Here is a 23,741-nt window from a genome sequence, read left to right on the forward strand (position 1 = left end):
AGCGGATCTCGGTGGTGGCCACCGTGTCATTCTCGTTGAGCACCGGTATCGCGCCCAGATCGAGCAGGCGGGCAATGGTGGCCGCGACGTTCAAATAGCGCCGCCGGTCTTCCAGATCGCCCAAGGTGAGCAGCACCTGTGCCGCCGTCAGGCCCTGTGCGGCCAGCAATGCTTCCCATACGCCCGCCAGTGCCACCTGGCCCACGGCGGCGGCAGCCTGCGCGTCTTCAAGGCTGGCGCGGCCACCCTTTTCGAGGCCGAGCCTGCGTGCCCCCAGCGCAATGGCGCCGGATGAGACGATAACGATTTGTTGGCCTTGTTGACGGCGCTCGGCGATGTCGGCGACCACTCCGGCCAGCCATTCACTGCGGACCGCACCGCCGGCGTCCACAAGCAAGGACGAGCCGATCTTTACCACCAGCCGCGGGCAGCTGGCCGGGTCGAACTGGCGAGCCGGGATGGCGTCTAGAGCGGTGACCACGATTTGTCCGATTCCACCTTCATCGCCTGCGCGCGGCCGGCGATCTCCATCAGCTTGTCGAGCACTGGCTCGACGCCCTGCGTGGTGGCGGCGCTGACGGTGTAGACATGCTGACCGCTCGCATTTTCCAGCGCACGCTTCTTGGCGGCCAAAGCCTGCGGCGTGACCAGATCGACCTTGGACAGAGCGAGAATCTCCGGCTTGTTTTCAAGCCCGCCGCCATAGGCCGCCAGTTCTTCGCGCACCACGCGCCATTGGTCGACCGGGCCAGGCTGGCTGGCATCGACCAGGTGCAGCAGCACGCGGCAGCGCTCGATATGGCCAAGGAAGCGGTCACCAATGCCCACACCATCGGCCGCGCCCGCGATGAGGCCGGGAATATCGGCCATCACCAGTTCCTGGCCCTTGTGGGCCACAACCCCGAGCTGCGGCTTCAGCGTCGTGAAGGCATAATTGCCGACCTTGGCCTTGGTGTTGGAAATGGCGTTGATCAGGCTGGACTTGCCGGCGTTCGGCTGCCCGACCAAGCCGACATCGGCCAGCAGCTTCAGCCGCAGCCAGATCCACATTTCCTTGCCCGGAAAACCGGCCTGGAACTGGCGCGGAGCGCGGTTGGTACTGGTCTTGTAGTGGTCGTTGCCCTTGCCGCCGTCGCCGCCCTTCATCAGGATGGCGCGCTGGCCAACGCGGGTCATGTCGACGATCAGCGTGCGGTCTTCATCATCGGCCAGAATCTGCGTGCCCACCGGCACCTTGATCAGCAGATCATCGCCGCCCGGGCCGGTGCGGTTGCGGCCCATGCCGTGGGCGCCGCGCTTGGCCTTGAAATGCTGAGTATAGCGAAAATCGATCAGCGTGTTGAGGCCGTCGACACATTCGAAAATGATGTCGCCGCCCTTGCCGCCATCGCCGCCATCGGGGCCGCCATATTCCACGAATTTCTCGCGCCGGAACGACACGGCCCCGTCACCCCCGGTACCGGAGGCAACGAAAATCTTGGCCTGATCGAGAAAGTGCATGGTTAGGGTCCAAACAAAAAGGGAGCCGGTCGCCCAGCTCCCCTTTTTTCAAGCGGAAAAGAGCCGGGCTTATTCAGCCGCGAGCGGTTCCGCCACGGGGTTCACCGACACATACTTGCGGCCGAGCTTGCCGGTGTGGAATTCCACGGTGCCGGTTTCCAGTGCATACAAGGTGTGATCCTTGCCGATGCCGACATTGCGGCCGGCATGCGTGGGGGTGCCACGCTGACGGATGATGATGGTGCCGGCGTTCACCGCCTGGCCGCCAAAGCGCTTGACGCCAAGACGCTTACTTTCCGAATCACGGCCGTTCCTGGACGAGCCGCCTGCTTTCTTGTGAGCCATGGTGGGTTGCTCCCTTTACGCGACCGGTCAGGCGACCGAGGTGATCTTGATGACCGTCAACTGCTGACGGTGGCCATTACGGCGGCGATAATTGTGGCGACGCTTCTTCTTGAAGATGATCACCTTGTCACCCTTGGTCTGGGCGACGATCTCGGCCTTCACGGCACCACCCATGGTGAGCGCGGCGCCTTCGCCGGTCATCAGGGTTTCGAGAGACACGGCGGTGCCGGCTTCCCCTTCGATCTTTTCGACGATGATCTTGTCACCGTCTGCGACCCGGTATTGCTTGCCGCCGGTGCGCACCACTGCGAACATGGTTGGAGCCTTGAAGTTAAGAGTTTCAAACAGAGCGCGGCGCCAGAATCAGGTGATTCAGGCCCCGAACGAAGGCGCGGCACTAGAGGATGGCCCAAATCTTGTCAACGTGGACATTGCAGGGCCGGTCATGCGTCGCGGACGGCGGCGGCACTTCAGCCGGCGCGTACCCTCTTTTGCCGCGTTGCAACTTGATGCACAAGGACAGGCAGTGACGCGCCGCCGCCTTCTGCTGATCATCGCCGCCTTCGTCGCCGGCGGCGTTGCCATGCTCAGTCTTTATGATCCGGCGATTGATCCGCAACAGGCCGCGGCGCTGGCCGATCGGCTGGCCACCGAATATCATCGCCAATCAGGCAACCCCCGCGCCGCCTTCGCCGCGCGTGAGGGCCGGCAATGGGCCGATGGCTGGGAATTCCGCTGGCGCTATCGCCCTTGCCCGGATTTCGCCTCCCTGCGCGTGTGGATCAGCCGGAATGGCCGTCGTGCCAGCTATGCCGAATTTCCCGATTGCGCCCCCACAACCGGCTTGCAAGCCGATCCGCGCAAGACCTGAACGAAAAAGGCCGGCCCGCGTGCTGCGGACCGGCCCTGTTTCGTTGGTCGTCAGGATGCCGGATCAGGCGCCCAGGCCGTTGCCCTGCACGATCATGCAATAGAGCATCGGGAACGACAGAATGAAGTTGGTGCGGCTGAAGATCATCGCGGTCTTGCCGGCCTTGGCCTTGGCATCGGCATCGCCATCAACGATGCCCAGCGCGATCTTCTGGTTCGGCCAGATCAGGAACCACACGTTGAAGGCCATGATCAGGCCCAGCCACATACCGATGCCGATCACGCGGAAGCCTTCGCCAAAGGTCAGCGCCGGCACCAGATAGCCGGCGTGGCCGGCAATGCCGAGGCCCAGGATAACCGTGAGCAGCGCCGAGTGACGGAAGAACAGCAGCGCCTTGGGAGCAATATACTTGGTGACGCCCGGCTTCAGTTCGGCCGGCACGCTCGGCATCGTCGGGATCTGCACGAAGTTGAAATAATAAAGCAGGCCGATCCACAGCACACCGGCCCAGGCGTGCGCGGTGCGCAGCGTGCCCATCACCACCGCCGCGCCATCGGCACCGGCGGAAAGATTGAAGCCGATCATACCGGCCAGCAGCACAAGGCCGATGATCAGTGCTTGACTGAGGTTGCCAAGAATATTTGCCATGGTTGAATGCCCCGAAAAATTGCAGTTGGGCACCCTATAGGCGACCGGAACGCTCTTGTTAACCCCGATGCGACACCCCTTGCTGCATCTGTGCAACTGGCGTATAGCGCCGCTCGTTCCTGCATGGCTGATGGTTTGCAGGCTGCGCCGCTCCGCTGCGCAGCACCCAAACCGCTTGTCCGTGTGTTTGCCCTTGTCACCGGAGTCGCCGAAACTTGGCCCAGACCGATCTTGATGCCCGCCTGACGGCCATCATCGCCCCCGTTGTGGCGACGATGGGGCTTGATCTGGTGCGCGTCCTGCTGTCGGGCCAGCCGGGCAGCCTCACCCTGCAGGTGATGGCCGAAGATCCGGCCACCGGCCAGCTCACCATCGATCAGTGCGCAAAGCTGTCCCGCGCACTCGATCAGCCGCTTGACGAGGCCGATCCGATCGCCAGCGAATATCATCTGGAAGTGTCGTCCCCCGGCATCGACCGTCCGCTCACCCGCCCGGACGACTGGACCCGCTGGGTGGGCCATGAAGCCAAGATGGCGCTGGAACCCAAGGTGGACGATCGCGCCCGCGCCACCGGCACCATTGCCGGGCTCGACGGCGATGTCGTGCTGCTTACCACCAAGGTGGGCGCGCCGCTGCGCCTGCCGCTGGCCAATATCAAACAGGCCAAGCTGGTGCTGACCGACCGCCTGATTGCCGAATCGAAACCGCTGGATCCCACCGGCGCCGACGAGATCATCGAAAGCAGCGCGCCTGCCGACAATGACAATGACACCCCCGACACCGAATTTTCGGAGGATTGAGATGGCCACCGCAACTGCCCTCACTGCCAACCGCGCCGAACTGCTGGCCATTGCCGATGCCGTCGCCCGCGAGAAATCCATCGATCGCGCCATCGTGATCGAAGCGATGGAAGACGCCATCCAGCGCGCCGCCCGTGCGCGCTATGGTGCCGAAAACGACATTCGCGCCAAGATCGATCCCAAGTCCGGCGAAACCCGCCTGTGGCGCGTGCTCGAAGTGGTCGAGGAACCGGAAGATTTCTTCAAGCAGATCAGCCTGAAGGACGCGCTGAAGAAAGACAAGGCCGCCGAGATGGGCAGCTACGTCGTCGATCCGCTGCCGCCGGTGGAGTTCGGCCGCATCGCCGCGCAGGGTGCCAAGCAGGTGATCGTGCAGAAGGTGCGCGATGCCGAGCGTGAGCGCCAGTTTGAAGAATTCAAGGACCGCCAGGGCGAGATCATCACCGGCGTCGTCAAGCGCGCCGAGTTCGGCCATGTCGTCGTCGATCTCGGCAAGGCCGAAGGCGTCATCCGCCGCGACCAGCAGATCCCGCGCGAAGTGCTGAAGCCCGGTGACCGCGTGCGGAGCCTGATCCTGTCCGTCCGCCGTGAACCGCGCGGTCCGCAGATCTTCCTGTCCCGCGCCCACGGCGATTACATGAAGAAGCTGTTCGCCCAGGAAGTGCCGGAAATCTATGACGGCATCATCGAGATCATGGCCGTCGCCCGCGATCCGGGCAGCCGCGCCAAGATCGGCGTGATCAGCCGCGACGGTTCGATCGATCCGGTTGGCGCCTGCGTCGGCATGAAGGGCAGCCGCGTGCAGGCCGTCGTGCAGGAACTGCAGGGCGAAAAGATCGACATCATCCCATGGTCGCCCGATACCGCCACCTTCGTGGTGAACGCGCTGCAGCCGGCGGAAGTCACCAAGGTCGTTCTTGATGAAGAAGAGGGCCGCATCGATGTCGTGGTGCCCGACGATCAGCTGAGCCTGGCCATCGGCCGCCGCGGCCAGAACGTGCGTCTGGCCAGTGCGCTGACCGGCAAACAGATCGACATCATGACCGAAGCCGACGAAAGCGAGCGTCGCCAGAAGGAATTCGTCGAGAAGTCCGAGCTGTTCCAGACCGAGCTGGATGTCGATGAAACCTTGGCCCAGCTGCTGGTCGCCGAAGGCTTCTCCGAACTGGAAGAAGTGGCTTACGTTGATCTGGCCGAAGTCGCCAGCATCGAGGGCTTCGACGACGATCTGGCCACCGAATTGCAGAACCGCGCTGTCGAGGCGCTGGAACGCCGCGAAGCCGCTGCCCGTGAAGAACGGCGTGGCCTGGGCGTGGAAGACGATGTCGCCGCTATCGAAGGCCTGACCGAAGCCATGCTGGTTGTGCTCGGCAAGAAGGGCATCAAGACGCTTGATGACCTTGGCGATCTGGCCACCGACGAACTGGTCGGCCGTTCGGGACTGCTCAAGGAATTCGGCCTGTCGGATGATGATGGCAATCGCATCATCATGGCCGCCCGCGCCCACTGGTTCGCCGAGGAGGACGCGTCGGCGGATGGAAACCAATGATCGCCTGAATCCGGCATCTCCGGACACCGATCAGGACAGCGGCAAGGGTAATTCCGAACGCCGCTGCATCCTGTCGGGTGAGTCTGCCCCACGCACTGGCCTGATCCGGCTGGCGCTGGGGCCGGATGGACAGGTTGCGGCCGATTGGTCGGAACGGCTGCCCGGACGTGGCGCGTGGATCACGGCCGACAAGACATTGTTTGATTCAGTGGCAGCCAAAGGCCGGCTGCGTGGCGCGCTGGCGCGGGCGTTCAAGGCCAACAGTTTCACCGTTCCCGATGATATCGCTGACCGGATCGCGACGTCCCTGCAGCAACGGCTGCTGAGCCGGTTGGGGCTGGAAAAACGCGCGGGCACTCTTATCTTGGGCGGAGACCGGGTGCGCGAGGCGCTGGCCAAGGGCAAGGTGTTTGCGGTACTGCACGCCGGCGATGCTAGGCCCGACGGCAGCGACCGGATCGATGGCATGGCCCGCGCTGTTGGCGAATCTTTGGGCGAGGATATTCCGCACCGCCGGGTGCCAATCGCGCGCGACGCACTGTCGGCTGCGCTGGGGCGGGACAATGTGGTACATATGGCGCTGCTGGATCAGGGCGCTGCCACCCGCGTACTGGCCGATCTGGATCGACTGACGGGATTTTGTGGCCCGCAAACCACAAGTGAAACGGCAAATGAAGTGGTGGCAGATGCAACAGAGGTTGCCCTGAACACCGGCGAAAGGCATTAGGCGGCGGACTATGAGTGACGACAACAAACCCAAGCTTGGCACGCGTGCCCCCCTCGGTCTGAACAAGGCCGTCGCGGTCGGGCAGGTCAAGCAGACCTTCAGCCACGGCCGTTCCAAACAGGTCGTGGTGGAGGTGAAGCGCGCCCGCGTGCTGCACCGTCCGGGCGACGCCGCGCCGGAGCCGACCCCGGCACCAGCGCACGCCCCCGCTCCTGCCCCGGCTGCCGCAACGCCAGCACCGGCGCCCCGCCCGGCTGCCCCACCGCCAGCAGCGCCGGCCGCCCCTGCGCCTGTTGCGGCGGCCGAACCAGCGCCTGTCCCGTCGGCGCCGCGCCCGCCCACACCGCCGCCCGTGATGTTCCGCCCGGTGGAGCGCGCGCCGCTGCCGCCCAAGCCGGAGGCCAAGGCGCCGGAACCGGCCGCTCCTGCTCCCGAAACCAAGGTCGAGCCGGCACCCGCCGCCCCGCAAGCCAAGGCGGCTGCGCCGGCGGCCCCGGCCGCGCGTCCGGCCGCTGGCACCGCCCGCCCCGGCCAGCCGGCACGGCCAGCCCAGGGTCAGGCCGCTGCACCGCAGCGCCCGCGCATGTCGCCGTCCGAAATGGCCGCGTTCTATGCGCGCCAGGCTGAAGAAGATCGCCAGCGCCTGCTGGAAGAAGTCCGCATCCGCGAAGATCAGGAACGCGCCGCCCGCGAAGAGGAAGAGCGCCGCCGGATCGAGGAAAAGCGCCGCCGCGAGGAAGAACTCGCCACCCGGCCCGATCCGCAACCGGAAGCCGATGGCGGGATGGTCATTCCGACCGACGTCAGCGATGACGACGATGACAGCATGCGCGTGCGCATCATTCCGGGCCGCAAGCCGGAAGCCGCCAAGCCGTCGCGCCCGAAACTGGGCGATGATCGCCGCAAGGCCGGCAAGCTCACCGTCACCCGCGCGCTGGATGATGAAGGCAACACCCGCGTGCGCAGCCTGGCCGCGCTGCGCCGGGCCCGCGAAAAGGAACGTGGCCGCCTCGGCAGCCAGGCCAAGCAGGTCCGTGATGTGACCGTGCCTGACATGATCACCGTGCAGGAACTGGCCAACCGCATGGCCGAGCGCACCAGCAATGTGGTGCGCCTGCTCGCCCGCCTGGGTGTGCCGTCGGCCGCGGTTGACGAAATCGATCAGGACACCGCTGAAGTGGTGCTGACCGAATTCGGTCACAACATCATTCGCGTTTCCGAAAGCGACGTCGAAAAGGGCATGGTCGGCGAAGTCGACGTGGACGATGATCTGTCGCTGCGTCCGCCGGTGGTCACCATCATGGGCCATGTCGATCACGGCAAGACCAGCCTGCTTGATTCCTTGCGCGGCACCAACGTGGTGAAGGGTGAAGCCGGCGGCATCACCCAGCACATCGGCGCCTATCAGGTGACCACCAAGGACAAGCAGAAGATCACCTTCCTCGACACACCGGGCCACGAGGCGTTTACATCGATGCGCGCCCGCGGCGCCAGCATCACCGATATCGTGGTGCTCGTGGTGGCGTGGGACGACGGCATCATGCCGCAAACCATCGAAGCCATTCAGCACACCAAGGCTGCCGGTGTGCCGATGATCGTGGCCATCAACAAGATGGACAAGCCCGGCGCCGACGCTGCCCGTATCCGCACTGCACTGCTGCAGCAGGATGTGCAGGTGGAAGAAATGGGCGGCGACGTGATGGACGTGGAAATCTCCGCCATCAAGAAGACCGGTCTGGATGAGCTGCTGGAGAAGATCCTGCTGCTCGCCGAAGTTTCCGAACTGAAGGCCAATCCGGATCGCCCGGCCGAAGGCACCGTGATCGAAGCCAAGCTCGACAAGGGCAAGGGCCCGCTCGCCACTGTGCTCGTCCGGCGCGGCACTCTGAAGCGTGGCGACATCTTCGTGATGGGCCAGGAATGGGGCCGCGTCCGCGCCATGGTCGACGACAAGGGCGAAACGGTGAAGGAAGCCGGCCCGTCGACCGCGGTTGAAGTGCTGGGCCTTGGCGGCGTGCCGCAGGCTGGCGACGTCGTGACCGTGGTGGAAAACGAAGCCCGTGCCCGCGAAGTGGCCGAGTATCGTGCTGGCGTTGCCACTGCTGCCCGCACCGCCGGCAACGGCCCGGCCAACCTGGAAGACATGTTCTCGGTGCTGCGCGCCAAGAAGGTCCAGGAATTCCCGCTGGTCATCAAGGCCGATACGCAAGGGTCTGCCGAAGCCATCGCGGGCGCCGTGTCCAAGGTGGGCAATGATCTGATCCGCGCCAAGGTGCTGCTGGCCAGCACCGGCGGCATCACCGAAAGCGACGTCACGTTGGCCAAGGCCAGCGGCGCGCCAGTGATCGGCTTCAACGTCCGCGCCAATGCCAAGGCCCGCGAAATCGCCCAGCGCGATGGCGTCGCGCTGAAATATTACGACGTGATCTATGATCTGATCGACGACGTGAAGGCCGGCATGGCGGGCCAGCTCGGTCCCGAAGCGTTCGAGACTGTCGTGGGCCGCGCCCAGGTGCTGGACGTCTTCCAGGCTGGCAAGATCGGCAAGGCGGCTGGTCTGCGGGTCACCGAAGGCTATATCAAGAAGGCCCTGCGCGCCCGCGTCATGCGCGACGATGTCATCATCTACACCGGCTCGATCGCCTCGCTGCGCCGCTTCAAGGAGGATGTGGCCGAGGTGAAGGTGGGTCTGGAATGCGGTATCACGCTGGCGGATTCGTCGGACGTGAAGGCCGGGGACATCATCGAAACCTACGAAGTGGAAATGAAGGAACGTAACCTTTAACGGTTGCGCCTTGGGGGGCAGGTTTGGCCTGCCCCCGCCACTGCCGCCCTTGATTGGGCCCACCCTTGATTAGGGAGGAGTATCGTCATGGTCCGTTCCACCCCTGATGCCCAGGGCCGCCCGATCCGCTTGCAGCGCATCGGCGAACAGGTGCGCCACGCGCTGGCCGAGATCATCGCGCGCGGCGATCTGCGTGATGAAATCATCAGCCGCACCATAATTTCGGTCTCGGAAGTGCGCGTCACGCCCGATCTGCGGCAAGCCACCGTGTTCGTGAAAGCCTCCAACGGGGACGACGACGCCGTGGTGAAGGCACTGGGCCAGCATCGCGGCTGGCTGCGCGGCGAAGTCGCCAAGCGGCTGGCGACAAAATACACGCCCGACCTCAGCTTCCGTCGCGACGACAGTTATGACGCCGGTGCGCGTATCGATGAAGTGCTGCGCCGCCCGGAAATCGCCCGCGACCTGCCTCCGGCTGAAAAGCCCGGTGCTCGGCCGTGGAAGAGCTTGGCCGATTCCATGGATGAAGATGTCGGCGACGACTGAGCCGGCTGCAATCAACGGCTGGATCGTCCTCGACAAGCCGCTGGCACTGTCCAGCGCGCAGGGCGTGGCCGCCGTGAAGCGTATCCTGCGCACCAACAGGCTGCCAGTCCCGCGCATCGGCCATGGCGGCACGCTTGATCCGCTGGCCACGGGCGTGCTGCCAATTGCACTGGGCGAAGCCACCAAGCTGGCCGGCCGCATGCTCGATGCCGCCAAGGGCTATGACTTCACGGTGCAGTTCGGCACGCAGACCAGCACGCTCGATGCCGAAGGCGAGGTGGTGGCCGCCAGCGACGTGCGCCCCACGGCAGACGCCGTTGCCGCCATCCTGCCGCGCTTCACCGGGCCCATCGATCAGGTGCCGCCGGCCTATTCGGCGCTGAAGGTGGACGGCAAGCGCGCCTATGCGCTGGCCCGTGCCGGGGAAGAGGTCGTGCTGGCAACGCGCCACATCACCGTGCACAGCATCGAACTGGTTGCCACCACGCCCGACAGCGCCACTTTCTCCACCCTCGTCTCCAAAGGCACCTATATTCGCAGCCTCGCACGCGACATTGCCCTCGCGCTCGGCAGCGTCGGCCATGTGACAATGCTGCGCCGCACGCGCTCCGGCCCGTTCGCCTTGTCTCAGGCAATATCGCTGGACAAACTGGCCGAACTGGTGCAGGGCGCTCGCCTTGAACAGGCACTCTTGCCACTGATGGCAGGGCTGGACGACATCCCGGCTCTCGCCCTCACGCCCGACGAGGCGGCGGCGCTCCAACAAGGGCGCAGGCTTTTCGGGCACCCAGCCAGCAACGGCACCCATCTCGCGGTTCACGGTTCTGTTCCCGTGGCACTGGTCGAGGCCCAATCGGGCGAGGTGCGGGTGCTGCGCGGGTTCAACCTTATCTGAAGGAGTAACACGATGTCGGTGACCGCCGAAAAGAAAGCCGAAATCATCAGCGGCAATGCCCGCGCTGCCAACGACACCGGTTCGCCGGAAGTCCAGGTCGCCATCCTGTCGGAGCGCATTGCCAACCTGACCGAGCATTTCAAGACCCATGCCAAGGATAATCACAGCCGTCGTGGCCTGCTGGTTCTCGTGAACAAGCGCCGTTCGCTGCTGGATTATCTGAAGAAGAAGGATGCAGCGCGCTACACCGCGCTGATCACCAAACTGGGCCTGCGCAAGTAAGCCCAGCCAGTTCCGAACGGCCCCCTCAGCGGGGCCGTTCGTTTATCTGCCCCGCCGCGAATGAGCGCGCCGGGTGCAGCCGCCGCCACGAAGAGCGGCACACCGCAAGGGGCGTTCGGCAATAGGGCCGCGGCGCCCAGGAAAGAAGACCATGTTTACCATCCACAAAGAAGAACTGAACTGGGGCGGCCGCACGCTGACCCTGGAAACCGGCCGCGTCGCCCGTCAGGCCGATGCCGCCGTGATGGCCACCCTGGGCGAAACCGTCGTCCTGTGCGCCGTCACTGCCGCCAAGAGTGTGAAGGAGGGCCAGGATTTCTTCCCGCTCACCGTCCACTATCAGGAAAAATATTCCGCTGCCGGCCGCATCCCCGGCGGCTTCTTCAAGCGCGAACGCGGTGCCACCGAGCATGAAACGCTCACCAGCCGCCTGATCGATCGCCCGATCCGCCCGCTGTTCCCGGAAGGTTTCTACAACGAAATCAACGTGATCGCTCACGTGCTGAGCTATGATGGCGAAGCCGAAGGCGATATCCTAGCGCTGATCGCGGCCTCTGCCGCCCTCACCCTGTCAGGCGTGCCCTTCATGGGCCCGATCGCCGGCGCGCGCGTTGGCTACATCGACGGCGAATATGTGCTCAATCCGACCAAGGCGCAGGTCAAGGAAGGTTCGCTCGATCTCGTCGTCGCCGGTACCAGCGACGCCGTGATGATGGTCGAATCCGAAGCCAAGGAGCTTTCGGAAGACGAAATGCTCAATGGCGTGATGTTTGCTCACCGCAGCATCCAGCCGGTGATCGACGCCATCATCCGCCTCGCCGAAAAGGCCGCCAAGGATCCTTGGGATCTGGCGATCACCGACGACAAGGCGATGCTGACCAAGCTGAAGAAGGAAATCGGCAAGGACATCGACGCCGCCTACCGCATGTCGGGCAAGTCGGCCCGCCAGGCCGCTCTGGCCGAAGCCAAGAGCAAGGCAAAGGCCGTGTTCGCCGATGGCACCCCGCAGGAGCAGATGAAGGCCGGCAAGCTGTTCAAGAAGCTTGAAGGCGAGATCGTCCGCGGCGCCATCCTGAAGGAAGGCCGCCGCATCGACGGTCGCGACACCAAGACGGTGCGCCCGATCGAAGCGATGGTGGGCTTCCTGCCGCGCACCCATGGTTCGGCGCTGTTCACCCGCGGCGAAACCCAGTCCATCGTCACCACCACGCTCGGCACTGCCGATGCGGAACAGATGATCGATGGTCTGGATGGCCTGCGTTATGAACGCTTCATGCTGCACTACAACTTCCCCCCCTATTCGGTGGGTGAAGTCGGCCGCTTCGGCGCGCCGGGTCGTCGTGAAATCGGTCACGGCAAGCTGGCATGGCGCGCCCTGCACCCGCTGCTGCCGGCGAAGGAAGAGTTCCCTTACACGATCCGCGTGCTGTCCGACATCACCGAGTCCAACGGCTCGTCGTCGATGGCCACGGTCTGTGGTGGTTCGCTGGCCCTCATGGACGCCGGCGTTCCGCTCAAGCGCCCTTGCGCCGGCATCGCCATGGGTCTGATCCTGGAAGGCAAGGATTTTGCCGTGATCAGCGACATCCTGGGTGACGAAGATCACCTGGGTGACATGGACTTCAAGGTGGCCGGTACGTCTGATGGCGTCACGTCTCTGCAGATGGACATCAAGGTCGCCGGCATCACCGAGGAAATCATGCGTGTCGCCCTGGCCCAGGCCAAGGAAGGCCGCGCGCACATCCTCGGCGAAATGGCCAAGGCGCTGGACAGCACCCGTGAAGGTCTGTCGGCCCATGCCCCGCGCATCGAATCGATGAGCGTGCCGAAGGACAAGATCCGCGACATCATCGGCACTGGCGGCAAGGTGATCCGCGAGATCGTCGCCACCACCGGCGCCAAGGTCGACATCGAAGACGATGGCACCGTGAAGATCTCGTCGAGCGATCCGGCCCAGATCGAAGCCGCCCGCAACTGGATCATCGGCATCGTTGCCGAACCGGAAGTTGGCAAGATCTACACCGGCAAGGTCGTCAACATGGCCGATTTCGGTGCGTTCGTGAACTTCATGGGCGCCCGCGATGGCCTGGTGCACATCTCGGAAATCATGAACGAGCGTGTGGCCAACGTCCGCGACGTGCTGAGCGAAGGCCAGCAGGTCAAGGTCAAGGTGCTGGGCGTCGATGATCGCGGCAAGGTGCGTCTGTCGATGCGCCTGGTCGATCAGGAAAGCGGTGAGGAACTGCCGGATACGCGCCCGCCGCGTGAAGGTGGCGATGATCGTCCGCCGCGTGGCGACCGTGGTCCGCGCCGTGATGGCGACCGTGATCGTGGCCCGCGCCGCGATGGCGACCGTGGCCCGCGTCGCGATGGTGGTGGTGACCGTGGTCCCCGCCGCGACCGCGACGACCGCGCCCCGCGCGCTGATCGCGACGGCGGCGACAAGGGCGGTGACGCCGGCGGCCTGCCGAACTTCCTGACCGGCGGCGACGACTAAGTCCGCCGGCCATTCGGCCAAACGAAAGGGGCCGCGCTTCGGAAACGACGCGCGGCCCTTTTTCCTGTCGTCACTCTTCACCGCCTGCGCAGCAAAGGGATCGCCACAAGCCAGATTCCATTGGCCGAAGCAGGTTCTACAGCCAGCGAAATGCGCGCACGATGAAGGCTTGCCCATCTGCAAGCACCGGTGGCGCATGCGCCATCACCACCTTCTCGGCAGGCCAGGCCAGGACCTGCTGAATCGCCGCCCGCGCGCGGGCCCGGTCAATGAATGCAGCGCGGAACTTGCGCGGCACTTCTGGCGCTGGCGCCATCATCAGGTCGAGCCGCGCCACCAGCGCTCGCCAACCGGATAGTGACCCCGGCTCAAATTGCTGGATCAGATCAGCGAACAGCACCGTACGGCTGGCGACATGAAAGAACACGACCTCGGTTGTGATGAGATTGCCTCGGATCACGACCTGATCGAGATCGCCTGCCCACTGCGCGGCGGCGGCACCTTCGTCCAGATCGCCATCAAAGGCGATGTCCTGCCGCTTCCTGCGCAGGCCCGGCGGGGCGTGGAGCTTTGCCATCGGATAGGCATCTCGCCACTGGCCAAGAAACAGGTGGTGCAGGCTGTTGGGCGCTACCAGATGGCGAACCTCGCCAAGCGCATCAATGCTGGCACGCAAGGCCGGCGTCAGCGCTATTGGCAACCAGACCAGCAGCTCGCCGCCACTCAGGCGAATGATCGCCGCCCGCGTTGGATAGCGGAAGCCGGCAACGTCCACCTCAGCCCCGTCTGCCAACCAGATATCTGTGCCGAACGGCCGCAACACTGAACAAGGCGCCTTCATCACCCGCCGATTCAACGGCGCAACACCGGCTTGTCCAGTGTGTCCCAGCCATAGGCGACCGCCACGCGGTCAACAATTTCGCTGGCAACCTGGCTGCCGCCCTCGCCATTGGTCATGATGACCACGCCATAACCCTTGGCAACATGGCCGATGGCATGACTGCGAAAGCCCCTGTTGGCGCCGCCGTGGCTGAAGTACCAGCCTTGCCCTTTCTGCTCGATGGCAAAGCCGACGGCGTAAGGCCCGACGCCCACCGGCGTCACCATGTTCTGCATGGTCGCCTTGTCGAGCACCACTTGCGATTGGCCGGCCAGCGTTTTCTGCACGTCGATCATGAACAGCGCATAGTCCGCCGCCGTGGTCCACAGGCCGGCCGCCGCTTGTTCGGGATAGACGTGCGAGCGGGCCGTGCCCAGCGCCTTGCCATCCTCGTGGCCACGCGCCGTCCTGGCTTGCCAATCGGGCGGCAGCGGCTGTTCGAAGCTGGAGTGGCGCATGCCCAGCGGGCCGAGCAGCCAATCCTGCGCCAGCCGGGCGAAGGGCACGTTCACGGCATCCGTGAGCGCCAATTGCTGGATCTGCACGGCGCCGCCGGAATAATGCGACGCGCGCAGCGGTGGCCGCACCAGCCTGACCGGGCCACGGTTGGACGGCTTCTTCCCGTCCAGTATCTCAACCTGCGTCGGCAGGGCGACACCGGGCTCGTAGCCGGGGAAGCCAAAGCCATCGCCGGTGCCCGACGTGTGGCTCATCAACATGCGCGGCGTTACCGGCATCGAGCCCGTTCCCGGCAACTTCCAGCTTTTCAGGATCATGTTCACATCCTGATCCAGCCCGAACTTGCCGGCCTGCACCGCCTTCAACGACAGCATGGCGGCCACCGGCTTGCTCATCGATGCAGCCTGGAACATCGTGTCATCGGTCACCGGGGCCCCGCTTGCCACGTCACTGACCCCATAATGCCGGGTCCACGCGATCTTGAAATCCTTGATGACGGCAATGCTGATGCCCGGCACCCCGGCGCGGGCCAACATCTGGGCGATGGTCAGGGCGTCTGCGCCTTGTCGGTCAGGGGTTTGCGGACCCTCGATACGGGCGATGGCTTCGGCGGTGGCGTCGGCGCGGGCAGGCCCGCCGGCCAGCGCGAGGCAGACGGACACGGTCAATCCGGCAATGTGTCGACGCATGGCAAACCCCCTTGGCAAGGTCGCCATGCTACAGGGAATGTCGGTCGAGTCGATGCCGTTCCAGCCCGTCAGAAGCGGAAGCGCAGCCCCACGATGCCGGCGGTGGTGTCGCCGAACGGGAAGCTCACCGTCTGGATCACGCTGAGGTCGATGGCCACCGCCTTCGAGGCATTGAAGGACAGGCTCGCGCCCAGTTCGCCCCAGGTACCGGACTGGTCGGGATTGTCGGCAAAGCGCGGCGTGTTGGCGCCGGTGCGGCCAGCAAATCCGATCTGCCCGACCGCGGCGATGTTGCTGGCGGTGCTGAGCGCTGCCGAAAGCCCGATGCTGCCGCCATCATTGGCAAACAGATGCGAGAGATTGAGCCCGACCGAGCCGGTCACGCCATCGCTCGATTGGCGCTGGCTGTTCACGGGGCGCCCGCCGACGCCAAACAAGGCGAGCGCGAAATCGATCTTGTTGTAATCCACCCCCGCAAACGGCGACAGGAACAGTCGATCGCTGAGCGCGATATCATAGCTGATGCCGCCGCCGATGGCGAAGAGGCTGCCGGAACGGTCCACCGTGATCGGGTTGCCGGCCTGGGTGCGGAAGGTGGCTGCATCGAACGAGCGCGAACCCGCCGAGACATGGGCATCAAGGCCGAGATTGCCCACATAGGTTCCGCCGGAAAGCGTGCCGATCCAGGTATCGGCCGGGATGGTGGCGCCGCGCGCATCGCCGCTGCCTACATACGTGCCTTCCAGCTTCAGCCAGCTGCTGCCGAAATCCCGCTTCACACCCAGCGATGCAAACGGCTGATCGGCCTGGGCCTGGATGGCAGTGATGCCGCCGCTGGCCGACAGGGTCCACGAGCGCTCATCGCCTTCCTGGGCCTGCGCATTACATGCCAGAGCCAGCGCCAAGCCAACGCCCATGATACGCACGATAAAATTCATGACAGCTCCCCGCTTTTGTGGACCATATTCGGTTATTCAACGCAGGCGCAGCACCAATCCTTCGCGCACGGGTGCAGTTTCTTTGTTCCCCCGCGAAGGAATCGCAAGGCATCTGCGTTGAACCCGATACGAGCCGGCGGCGGAGACAGGGATGCTGATGGAACGGCTGGATGATCCCAGCCACAACCCAAGCGACTGGGACGACCGATTGATGGCAGCCAGCGCCACCGGCGCGGCTGATGCCTTTCGCCTGCTGGTGGATCGCCACAGCCAATCGGCCTGGCGGCTGGCATGGCGGCTGTGCGGTGACAGCCAAGAAGCGGAGGACATGGTGCAGGAAGGCTTTGCCCGGTTGTGGCGACAGGCGCCGCGCTGGCAGGCTGGCCAAAGTGGGGTGGGTGCGTTCCTGCAACGGGTGATCACCAATCTTGCCATCGATCGCAGCCGCCGCCAGCGGCCGCAGACCATGGACGAACTGCCCGACCGGGAAGACCCGGCGCCGCTGGCCGATGCGTTGCTGGCAGAGGCGGATCTCGCAACCCGCATCCAGGCCTGTCTTGCCACGCTGCCCGAACGGCAACGCGCCGCCATCGTGCTGACTTACTGGGAAGGATTGACCGGGCCAATGGCCGCCGAATTGATGAATTTGACCCCGAAAGCCTTTGAATCGCTGCTGATCCGGGCGCGTGCCGCGCTGAAGGCCGTGCTTGCCGCCGCCGGCATCGATACCAGCCTGCTGCCGGGAGAACGCGCATGATGCCCGCCATCTCCGATGCTGATCTTGCCCGCCTGTTGGGCGCCGGCGATGCCGCGCCGGCCATGCCGGCCGGATTGGCGGATCGCATCATGGCCGCCCTGCCCGCCGCAGCATCCGTGCCGCCGCTGCCGCCGGCTATCCCGTTGCGTCGTCGACGCCCACGCTGGCTGCGTGCCGGCGTCGCCGTGGTGGCCGGGCTGGGCCTGGCCTCTGCCGTGGCGGCCGGGCTGGCGCGCACGCCCGCCTTTGCCCCGCTGCTGGCGCCGATGATCGAGCGGTTGGCCGAGGTGACCGGCCTGCCTTCCCTTGCCCCCCGGCCGCAAACCGCAACCACCACAACGCCCCGCCCGGCCCCGCTGCGCACCGCAGCCCCGCCCGCGCGGATCGAAGCCGTTCTGCCCGCGCCAGCCTTGCAGAGCCAACCCAGCCTACCGGCACCGGCGCTGCTGGAAGCGCCACACTCGGCTACGCCGGATCGACTGGCAGCTGCCCGGCCTGCCCCGCGCCGGCAGGAGCGCCGGCTGACCACGGCAGCCCCGATCGAATTGCGGCGGGCCGAAGCGCCGCGCGCCGTAATCGAACGTCCCGTGATCGACCGCCCCCCGATCGAGCGCCCCCTGATCGACCGCCTCGGGGTTGAACGGCCACTGGCGGACCGCCCGGTCAATGCCCTGCCGGAAGCCGTGGTGGAGCGGCTGCAGGCGCACACTGCCGATACCACGCCGGCTGAACCAGCGCTCCCCACCCAGCCCCTTGCCGAGGCCGTTGCCAACAGGCCGCAAGACGGCGACCGCGCCGCAGAAGTGACGGCCGAGATCAAGGCGCTGCGCGACGCCCGCAGTGCCGGCACGCTCACCGCCGCCCAGACCCAACGTATGCGCGCATTGCAGCAATTGCGCGCGGCTCGGTCCGCCCGCACGGCCCGCGACATTGGCCCCCGGCGCCCCCATTGATGGCCGCGCGAAGGAATCCAGCGCAGCGCTGCGTTGTAGTGTGAGTGGACGGCACAAGCCGCCTCACCCAGACGACCCAGCCAAACCCGAGGGAGAGTTGACCATGCGTATCCTGACTGCCATTTCGGCCCTGGCCCTGATCGCGGCCGCCCCTGCCTTTGCCCAGACCGCCCCGCCCGCCCAGGCCCCGTCGGGCACCAGCACCCGCGCTTTCGACAATGAGCGCGCGTCGGGAAGCACCACCATCACCCGCGACCGCGACGCCGGCACCTTCAGCCGCGACACCAGCGTGACCCGCAAGAGCGACGGCGCCACCATGACGAGCAGCACCGATCGCACCCGCACCGATACCGGCTTTGCCATGGAACAGAGCCGCACCGGCTTTGATGGCAGCACCAGCGGCCGCACCTATGAACGCACCCGCACCGATACCGGCTTCACCGAAAGCGGCACCATCACCCGCCGCGACGGCAGCACCTACAATCTGAATGGCAGCCTGGTGCGCGGCGACGGCAGCGCCACCCGTGATCGGGTTGTCACCGATGCCAATGGCGCCACCGTGGCCAGCCGCAACGTGGCTGCCAGCCGCGCCAACGGCCAGATGACGCGCAATGTCACCGCCACCGGCCCACAACGCCTGCTGCGCGGCGCTGGCCCACGCGGCGCGGCCCGCGGTCGTCGCGGCTGATCATCAGCCAGCTGACAGGAGAAGGGCCGGGCATCACGCCCGGCCCTTTTTCATTTCTTGCGGGGAGGCCGCGCTGGGGCCTCGGTGGCGCCGCGTGACCGGCGTTCACCGCGGCGATTGCCACTGGTCGCGCTCGACAGCCGGCGCTTCTTCAGCGGTGGCGGCGGTGGTTCCACGATTTCGATGTCACCCAGCTTGAGATCAAAGCCCAGCATCTGCCAGCTTTCGGCCATGTGCGGCGGCAGTTCGGCCTTCACGTCCAGCGTGCCGCCATCGGGCAGCGCGATCTGCAGCCGGCGACTGTGCAGGTGCAGTTTCCGGCTGATCCCGCCGGTGAGATAGGATTCCTTGCCGCCGTATTTCCCGTCGCCCACCAACGAATGGCCAATGGCGGCGGCGTGGACGCGGATCTGGTGGGTGCGGCCGGTCAGCGGCAGAAACTCCACCCAGGCCGCCCGGCCGGCCGCGCGCTCGATCACGCGATAGCGGGTCTTGGCCTTCAGCCCGGCTTCGGTATCCACCTGCATCTTCTCGCCGCCGGTGCCCGGCTGCTTGCCGATCGGCGCATCGATGGTGCCGGCCGGAATCTTGGGCACACCCACGGTGAGCGCCCAGTATGATTTCTCCGCCTCGCGGCCGGCGAATTGCTTGCTGAAGAAGGCCGCTGCCTTGGCGCTGCGGGCCAGCAGCAGCACGCCCGATGTGTCCTTGTCCAGCCGGTGAACCAGCCGCGGGCGGGACGGCGCATCGAACTGCAGCGCATCCAGCATGTCATCCACGCTGGTCGGCTGCTTGGTGCCGCCTTGCGTCGCCAGGCCCGGCGGCTTGTTGATGATGATGGCATGCGCATCCATATGCAGCACCATGCCGCGCATATAGTCGATCTGCGCCTCGCTCAGCGGCTCACGCGGCTTTTCGGTGGGGCGGGTGGCAACCGGCACCGGCAATTCCTCCGGCCAGGTCAGGCTCTGCCCGGCGGCCACCCGATCTCCCGGGCCGGCCTTGGCGCCATCCAGCCGCACCACACCGGATTTGGACCAGCGCGAGACGATGTTGAAGCTGATGTCTTTCGTGTGGCGCTGGAACCAGCGGTCCAGGCGGATGCCGTCGTCATCCTCTTCAATGGTGGCAGTGGGCATCAGGCCATTCCTCGCATCAGCCACACGCCGGCCAGCACGGCCAGCACAGAGCCGGCCACACTGGACACCGCATAGGCCGCCGCCAGCGCAACTTCGGCGCGGGTGATCATGTTGTAGATTTCCAGGCTGAACGCCGAGAAGGTGGTGAAGCCGCCAAGCACGCCGACGCCGAGCAACAGGCGCAGTTCCTCGGCCCCGCTGCTCATCCGCGCCAGCCAGCCGGCCAAGAGCCCCATCAGGAAGCCGCCGATGATGTTGACGGCGAACGTCCCGAACGGAAAGCCCGGCCCCAGCGCCACAATCGCCCAGCGGCCAACGCCATAGCGCAGCGCCGTGCCAAGCCCGCCGCCAAGGGCGACCAGCAGCAAATGGGGCATTGTGGGGTTCATCGCCATCCCCTTAGCGGGATTGCGCCGATATTGCCAATGACGGTGGAAAAGAGCAGCATCGCCCGTCTTATCGGGTGGGATTGTTCAATGACCGCGCAACTGCAACTGGCTCATGTCGTGTTCCAGACCCGGCAGTTCGACGCGATGCTGGCCTGGTATGATCAGGTTTTCGGCGCCAAGGTGGTGCACCAGAACCCGGCGATGGCTTTTCTCAGCTTTGACGACGAGCATCACCGTTTTGCCGTGCTCAATCTCGAACTGGTAGCACCGGGCGGGCCGGGGCATCGCGGCGCGGTGGGCGTGAACCACATCGCCTACACATTGCCCAGCGCCGCATCGCTGCTGACCCTGTATCGCCGGCTGAAACAGGCCGGAGTGGAACCGGTGTGGCCTGTGCATCACGGCCTCACCCTGTCGCTCTATTACGACGATCCCGATGGCAACCGCCTGGAATTTCAGGTGGAAGCGCTGCCAGACGGCGAAGCATCACGCTACATCAGCGGGCCGGAGTTTGCCGCCAATCCTGTGGGCGTGTCATTTGATCCCGATGTGCTGCTGACCCGCTTCGAGGCCGGCGCCAGCGAAGCGGAACTGCTGGCCTTCGTCACCGGGCCGATGTCTCCCATCCCGCCGCTGCAGCATTAAACAACGCCGAACGTCCAGCCTTCCGTCACCGCTATTGCCGGGGTGAGCGCCGCCGGCTGCCACCAGTGCGGCTGATCGGCGATGGCGCGCAGGCCGGCGGCGGTGATCAGCGCATCGCCAGCATGATCGGGAAATGTGGCCGGGAAGGCAGCGGGCATAGGCAGGCTGCCATGGCGGGCCAGCGCGATGTTGAGGCTTTCCACATCGCGCAATTTCCCGCGAAAGCCGCCCAGCCGGGCAAAGGCCTGAGCGTAGATTTCCAATATCACCGGGCCGCGTTCGGTAAGCGGATCAAACGGCCACACCGGCCATTGCAGCCGGTGCAGCAGTCGCATCGCGGTGAGCGTTGCCTTGCCCACCTGGGACGCACCCAGCAGTACGAAGTTGGAGGTCGGCACGCCCAGCCCACTCTGCTTGTAGACCTGTTCCGTCACCCTCAGGTGGGCACGCAGGTGGCGCGGGCCATCAGCAGCACCCAGCCAGAAGGCGTCGCGCCGATACTGGATGAAGCCATGTCCGCCCAGATCAGCCTCGGCCGCGCACACCGCTTCCACCTCGGCCCAGAGGTCGCGCGCTGGCTGGTCAAACGGCTGCACCGCGGCAAAGCCGAAGCCGGCGTCCATGCCGACCAGCACATCACCGGAAAACCCACCCAACCAATCGAGCACCGCAGCGCGCGACCACACGCCGGATAGCGGCAGCACCAGTTCTGGCGCCGCAGCGCCCGCCTCGCAAAGCGCGACCTGCACAGAGGGGTGCCGCACCCCCTTCGCGCCCGACCAGTCGATACCAACGAATCGGGAGAACCTCATTTGGCGCGAGCGGCCGCCCGCCGCCGCGCCCATTCGGCCAGACGCTCGGCGATGCGGGCTTCGGTGCCGCGCGGGGACGGGGTGTAGAGCGTCTGCGCGGCCATGCCGTCGGGCCAGTAATCCTGCCCCGAAAAGCCGTCCGGCGCGTCATGGTCATAGGCATAGCCCTGCCCGTAACCCAGTTCCTTCATCAGCTTTGTCGGGGCGTTGAGGATGTGGGCCGGCGGGGTGAGCGAACCGGTGCTGGCCGCCAGTTTTTTCGCGGCCTTCTCAGCCACATAAGCGGCGTTGGATTTCGGCGCGGTGGCGAGATAGAGGCAGGCGTGGACGATGGCCAGTTCGCCTTCGGGTGAACCAAGGAAATCATAGGCGTCCTTGGCATCAAGGCACACCCGCAGCGCATTGCTGTCAGCCAGGCCGATGTCCTCGCTGGCAAAACGCACCAGCCGACGCAGCAGGTAGAGCGGCTCCTCCCCTGCCACCAGCATCCGCGCCAGCCAGTAAAGCGCCGCATCCGGATCAGACCCGCGCAACGATTTGTGCAGCGCCGAAATCAGCCCGTAATGGCCCTCGCGATCCTTGTCATACACCGGCATGCGGCGGTGCAGGAACGCCGCCAGATCGGCCGGCCCCATCGGCTCCACCGCGCCAAGCGCAAACAGACTTTCCGCCTGACCGAGCAGGAAGCGGCCGTCGCCATCGGCCGAGGCAATCAGCGCGGCGCGGGCGTCGTCGGTCATCGGCAGCGCACCACCCACATGGGCTTCGGCCCGGGCCAGCAGATCGGCCAGCGCCGCCTCGTCCAGCCGCCGCACGATCAACACGCGGGCGCGGGACAAGATGGCCGCGTTCAGCTCGAAGCTGGGATTCTCGGTGGTGGCGCCGATCAGCGTGATGGTGCCGTCTTCCATCGGCCCCAGGAAACCATCTTGCTGGGCGCGGTTGAAGCGGTGGATTTCGTCCACAAACAAAAGGGTGCGCTGGCCCGCCCGCGCCGCCTCGCGCGCTTCGGCAAACAGCTTCTTCAAATCGGCCACGCCGGCAAACACGGCGGAAATGGCGACGAAGCGCATGCCGCAGGCCGCGGCGAGCAGGCGGGCGATGGTGGTCTTGCCGGTGCCGGGCGGGCCCCAGAAGATCAGGCTCGAGAGGCTGCCGGCGGCCACCATGCGGGTGATGGCACCATCGGGGCCGGTAAGATGATCCTGCCCCACCACTTCGGCAAGGCTGCGCGGCCGCAGTTGCTCGGCCAGCGGCGCGCCGGCCGGCGTCACGGCGTTTTCAGCGGCGGGGAACAGATCGGCCATAGCAGCTTGTCGCGCCGAAGTGGCCGGTCATGCAAGCGCTCAGCTCTTGTACCAGGCCTCGATCGTGCCCGACAGCTTGATGGTGAGCGGGTTGCCCTTGCGATCCAGGCTCTTGCCAGCGGCAACGCGGATCCAGCCTTCGGAGATGCAATATTCCTCCACATTGGTGCGCTCGACACCGTTGTAGCGGATGCCAACGCCGCGGCGCAGCAGATCCCAATCATGAAACTCGCTGCGCGGGTTCACGCTCAGGCGATCCGGCGGGCTGTCGGTGATTACGGCTTCGGCCGGCGATTCTGGGGCGGTTTCGGGCGTGTCGGTCATGGAACGGCTCCTTAGGGACTTGGGCCCGCGCGGGCAAGAAAAAGGGGCCGCAACCTTGCAGTTGCGACCCCGTTTTTCAGTGCATCAGGACGATCAGGCTTGTTCGGCCGGCTCTTCGTCCATCGGCAGGGTGCCGGGTTCGGCGTTCGGATCAAAGGCTTCGGTGAAGCCCGCTTCCTCGCGCTCGGCAGTGGCAGCAATGTCCACACCCTTGGCCTGCAGTTCGGCTTCTTCGGCCGAACGGGCAATGTTGACCTTGACCAGCACCACGACTTCCGGGTGCAGCGCGACCTTCACGTCGTGCACGCCCAGGGTC

25 protein-coding genes and 2 pseudogenes are annotated in these 23,741 nt (G+C 65.6%); 13 read left to right on the forward strand and 14 right to left on the reverse strand.

The window, feature by feature from the left end; translation table 11 throughout:
* From RT662_RS06725 to rplU, 4 genes and pseudogenes are all read right to left on the reverse strand, one after another.
* Positions 1-481, reverse strand: a pseudogene (locus RT662_RS06725) (glutamate 5-kinase); the annotation flags it as partial.
* Positions 466-1,500, reverse strand: coding sequence for a GTPase ObgE (obgE, locus tag RT662_RS06730; protein WP_313669940.1), 1,035 nt, complete (start codon positions 1,498-1,500; stop codon positions 466-468). The gene obgE and the pseudogene RT662_RS06725, both read right to left, overlap by 16 nt.
* A gap of 69 nt (positions 1,501-1,569) precedes the next feature.
* Positions 1,570-1,845, reverse strand: a complete 276-nt coding sequence (gene rpmA / locus RT662_RS06735; protein ID WP_022679243.1) for a 50S ribosomal protein L27 — start codon at positions 1,843-1,845, stop codon at positions 1,570-1,572.
* 27 nt (positions 1,846-1,872) lie between these two features.
* On the reverse strand, positions 1,873-2,160 hold the full coding sequence (gene rplU, locus RT662_RS06740; RefSeq protein WP_313669942.1) for a 50S ribosomal protein L21: 288 nt from the start codon (positions 2,158-2,160) through the stop codon (positions 1,873-1,875).
* Between the two features lie 211 nt (positions 2,161-2,371).
* Here rplU and RT662_RS06745 point away from each other — a divergent pair, with 211 nt between their 5' ends.
* Positions 2,372-2,716: a hypothetical protein gene (locus RT662_RS06745; RefSeq protein ID WP_313669943.1), complete on the forward strand. Its 345-nt coding sequence runs from the start codon at positions 2,372-2,374 to the stop codon at positions 2,714-2,716.
* 63 nt (positions 2,717-2,779) lie between these two features.
* Here the strand turns inward: RT662_RS06745 and RT662_RS06750 are convergent, their stop codons facing one another.
* On the reverse strand, positions 2,780-3,364 hold the full coding sequence (locus RT662_RS06750) for a urate hydroxylase PuuD (RefSeq protein ID WP_313669944.1): 585 nt from the start codon (positions 3,362-3,364) through the stop codon (positions 2,780-2,782).
* A gap of 215 nt (positions 3,365-3,579) precedes the next feature.
* Here RT662_RS06750 and RT662_RS06755 point away from each other — a divergent pair, with 215 nt between their 5' ends.
* From RT662_RS06755 to pnp, 8 genes are all read left to right on the forward strand, one after another.
* Positions 3,580-4,164, forward strand: coding sequence for a ribosome maturation factor (locus RT662_RS06755; protein WP_313669946.1), 585 nt, complete (start codon positions 3,580-3,582; stop codon positions 4,162-4,164).
* Between the two features lies 1 nt (position 4,165).
* Positions 4,166-5,713, forward strand: coding sequence for a transcription termination factor NusA (gene nusA / locus RT662_RS06760; RefSeq protein ID WP_313669947.1), 1,548 nt, complete (start codon positions 4,166-4,168; stop codon positions 5,711-5,713).
* Positions 5,700-6,440, forward strand: a complete 741-nt coding sequence (locus RT662_RS06765; RefSeq protein ID WP_313669949.1) for a DUF448 domain-containing protein — start codon at positions 5,700-5,702, stop codon at positions 6,438-6,440. The genes nusA and RT662_RS06765 overlap by 14 nt, the downstream gene beginning before the upstream one ends.
* Before the next feature lie 10 nt (positions 6,441-6,450).
* Positions 6,451-9,225, forward strand: coding sequence for a translation initiation factor IF-2 (gene infB, locus RT662_RS06770; RefSeq protein ID WP_313669950.1), 2,775 nt, complete (start codon positions 6,451-6,453; stop codon positions 9,223-9,225).
* A gap of 87 nt (positions 9,226-9,312) precedes the next feature.
* On the forward strand, positions 9,313-9,771 hold the full coding sequence (rbfA, locus tag RT662_RS06775) for a 30S ribosome-binding factor RbfA (RefSeq protein WP_313669952.1): 459 nt from the start codon (positions 9,313-9,315) through the stop codon (positions 9,769-9,771).
* On the forward strand, positions 9,755-10,666 hold the full coding sequence (gene truB / locus RT662_RS06780) for a tRNA pseudouridine(55) synthase TruB (RefSeq protein ID WP_313669953.1): 912 nt from the start codon (positions 9,755-9,757) through the stop codon (positions 10,664-10,666). Before rbfA ends, truB begins: the two co-directional genes overlap by 17 nt.
* Before the next feature lie 12 nt (positions 10,667-10,678).
* Positions 10,679-10,948: a 30S ribosomal protein S15 gene (gene rpsO / locus RT662_RS06785; protein ID WP_017666886.1), complete on the forward strand. Its 270-nt coding sequence runs from the start codon at positions 10,679-10,681 to the stop codon at positions 10,946-10,948.
* A 151-nt stretch (positions 10,949-11,099) separates the two neighbouring features.
* A complete protein-coding gene (gene pnp, locus RT662_RS06790; RefSeq protein WP_313669955.1) occupies positions 11,100-13,445 on the forward strand; it encodes a polyribonucleotide nucleotidyltransferase in 2,346 nt (781 codons plus the stop codon).
* A 136-nt stretch (positions 13,446-13,581) separates the two neighbouring features.
* Here the strand turns inward: pnp and RT662_RS06795 are convergent, their stop codons facing one another.
* The 3 genes from RT662_RS06795 to RT662_RS06805 all read right to left on the reverse strand — a co-directional run bounded on the left by RT662_RS06795 (position 13,582) and on the right by RT662_RS06805 (position 16,411).
* Entirely contained in the window at positions 13,582-14,265 is a 684-nt protein-coding gene (locus RT662_RS06795) for a DUF4336 domain-containing protein (protein WP_313669956.1), read from the reverse strand.
* A 32-nt stretch (positions 14,266-14,297) separates the two neighbouring features.
* Complete coding sequence (locus tag RT662_RS06800) at positions 14,298-15,473, reverse strand: serine hydrolase domain-containing protein (protein WP_313669957.1); 1,176 nt, start codon at positions 15,471-15,473, stop codon at positions 14,298-14,300.
* A 68-nt stretch (positions 15,474-15,541) separates the two neighbouring features.
* Positions 15,542-16,411, reverse strand: a complete 870-nt coding sequence (locus RT662_RS06805) for an autotransporter outer membrane beta-barrel domain-containing protein (protein WP_313669958.1) — start codon at positions 16,409-16,411, stop codon at positions 15,542-15,544.
* 151 nt (positions 16,412-16,562) lie between these two features.
* Between RT662_RS06805 and RT662_RS06810 the strand changes: the two genes are divergently transcribed.
* The 3 genes from RT662_RS06810 (at position 16,563) to RT662_RS06820 (ending at position 18,809) form a co-directional block, all read left to right on the forward strand.
* Positions 16,563-17,168 (forward strand): sigma-70 family RNA polymerase sigma factor, encoded by a 606-nt coding sequence (locus RT662_RS06810; RefSeq protein WP_313669959.1) that lies wholly within the window; start codon positions 16,563-16,565, stop codon positions 17,166-17,168.
* Positions 17,165-18,121: a hypothetical protein gene (locus RT662_RS06815; RefSeq protein ID WP_313669960.1), complete on the forward strand. Its 957-nt coding sequence runs from the start codon at positions 17,165-17,167 to the stop codon at positions 18,119-18,121. Before RT662_RS06810 ends, RT662_RS06815 begins: the two co-directional genes overlap by 4 nt.
* Positions 18,122-18,224: 103 nt before the next feature.
* Complete coding sequence (locus RT662_RS06820) at positions 18,225-18,809, forward strand: hypothetical protein (RefSeq protein WP_313669961.1); 585 nt, start codon at positions 18,225-18,227, stop codon at positions 18,807-18,809.
* A 50-nt stretch (positions 18,810-18,859) separates the two neighbouring features.
* Here RT662_RS06820 and RT662_RS06825 read toward each other — a convergent pair whose 3' ends face one another.
* Both RT662_RS06825 and crcB read right to left on the reverse strand, forming a co-directional pair.
* On the reverse strand, positions 18,860-19,948 hold the full coding sequence (locus RT662_RS06825) for an RluA family pseudouridine synthase (protein WP_313669962.1): 1,089 nt from the start codon (positions 19,946-19,948) through the stop codon (positions 18,860-18,862).
* Positions 19,948-20,343: a fluoride efflux transporter CrcB gene (crcB, locus tag RT662_RS06830; protein ID WP_313669963.1), complete on the reverse strand. Its 396-nt coding sequence runs from the start codon at positions 20,341-20,343 to the stop codon at positions 19,948-19,950. Before crcB ends, RT662_RS06825 begins: the two co-directional genes overlap by 1 nt.
* Before the next feature lie 81 nt (positions 20,344-20,424).
* Between crcB and RT662_RS06835 the strand changes: the two genes are divergently transcribed.
* On the forward strand, positions 20,425-20,982 hold the full coding sequence (locus tag RT662_RS06835) for a VOC family protein (protein ID WP_313669964.1): 558 nt from the start codon (positions 20,425-20,427) through the stop codon (positions 20,980-20,982).
* On the opposite strand, the gene RT662_RS06840 is transcribed toward RT662_RS06835, so the two are convergent.
* From RT662_RS06840 to RT662_RS06855, 4 genes and pseudogenes are all read right to left on the reverse strand, one after another.
* Positions 20,979-21,746: a hypothetical protein gene (locus RT662_RS06840; RefSeq protein ID WP_313669965.1), complete on the reverse strand. Its 768-nt coding sequence runs from the start codon at positions 21,744-21,746 to the stop codon at positions 20,979-20,981. The two genes, RT662_RS06835 and RT662_RS06840, sit on opposite strands and share 4 nt — an antisense overlap.
* A 44-nt stretch (positions 21,747-21,790) precedes the next feature.
* On the reverse strand, positions 21,791-23,101 hold the full coding sequence (locus tag RT662_RS06845; RefSeq protein WP_313669966.1) for a replication-associated recombination protein A: 1,311 nt from the start codon (positions 23,099-23,101) through the stop codon (positions 21,791-21,793).
* A gap of 39 nt (positions 23,102-23,140) precedes the next feature.
* Positions 23,141-23,425 carry a DUF3297 family protein gene (locus RT662_RS06850; RefSeq protein WP_313669967.1) on the reverse strand — a complete coding sequence of 95 codons (285 nt, stop codon included), beginning with the start codon at positions 23,423-23,425 and terminating at the stop codon, positions 23,141-23,143.
* A gap of 93 nt (positions 23,426-23,518) precedes the next feature.
* Positions 23,519-23,741, reverse strand: a pseudogene (locus RT662_RS06855) (50S ribosomal protein L9); the annotation flags it as partial.

Origin of the sequence: Sandarakinorhabdus sp. (assembly GCF_032115815.1) — a bacterium.
Classification (GTDB): domain Bacteria; phylum Pseudomonadota; class Alphaproteobacteria; order Sphingomonadales; family Sphingomonadaceae; genus Sandarakinorhabdus.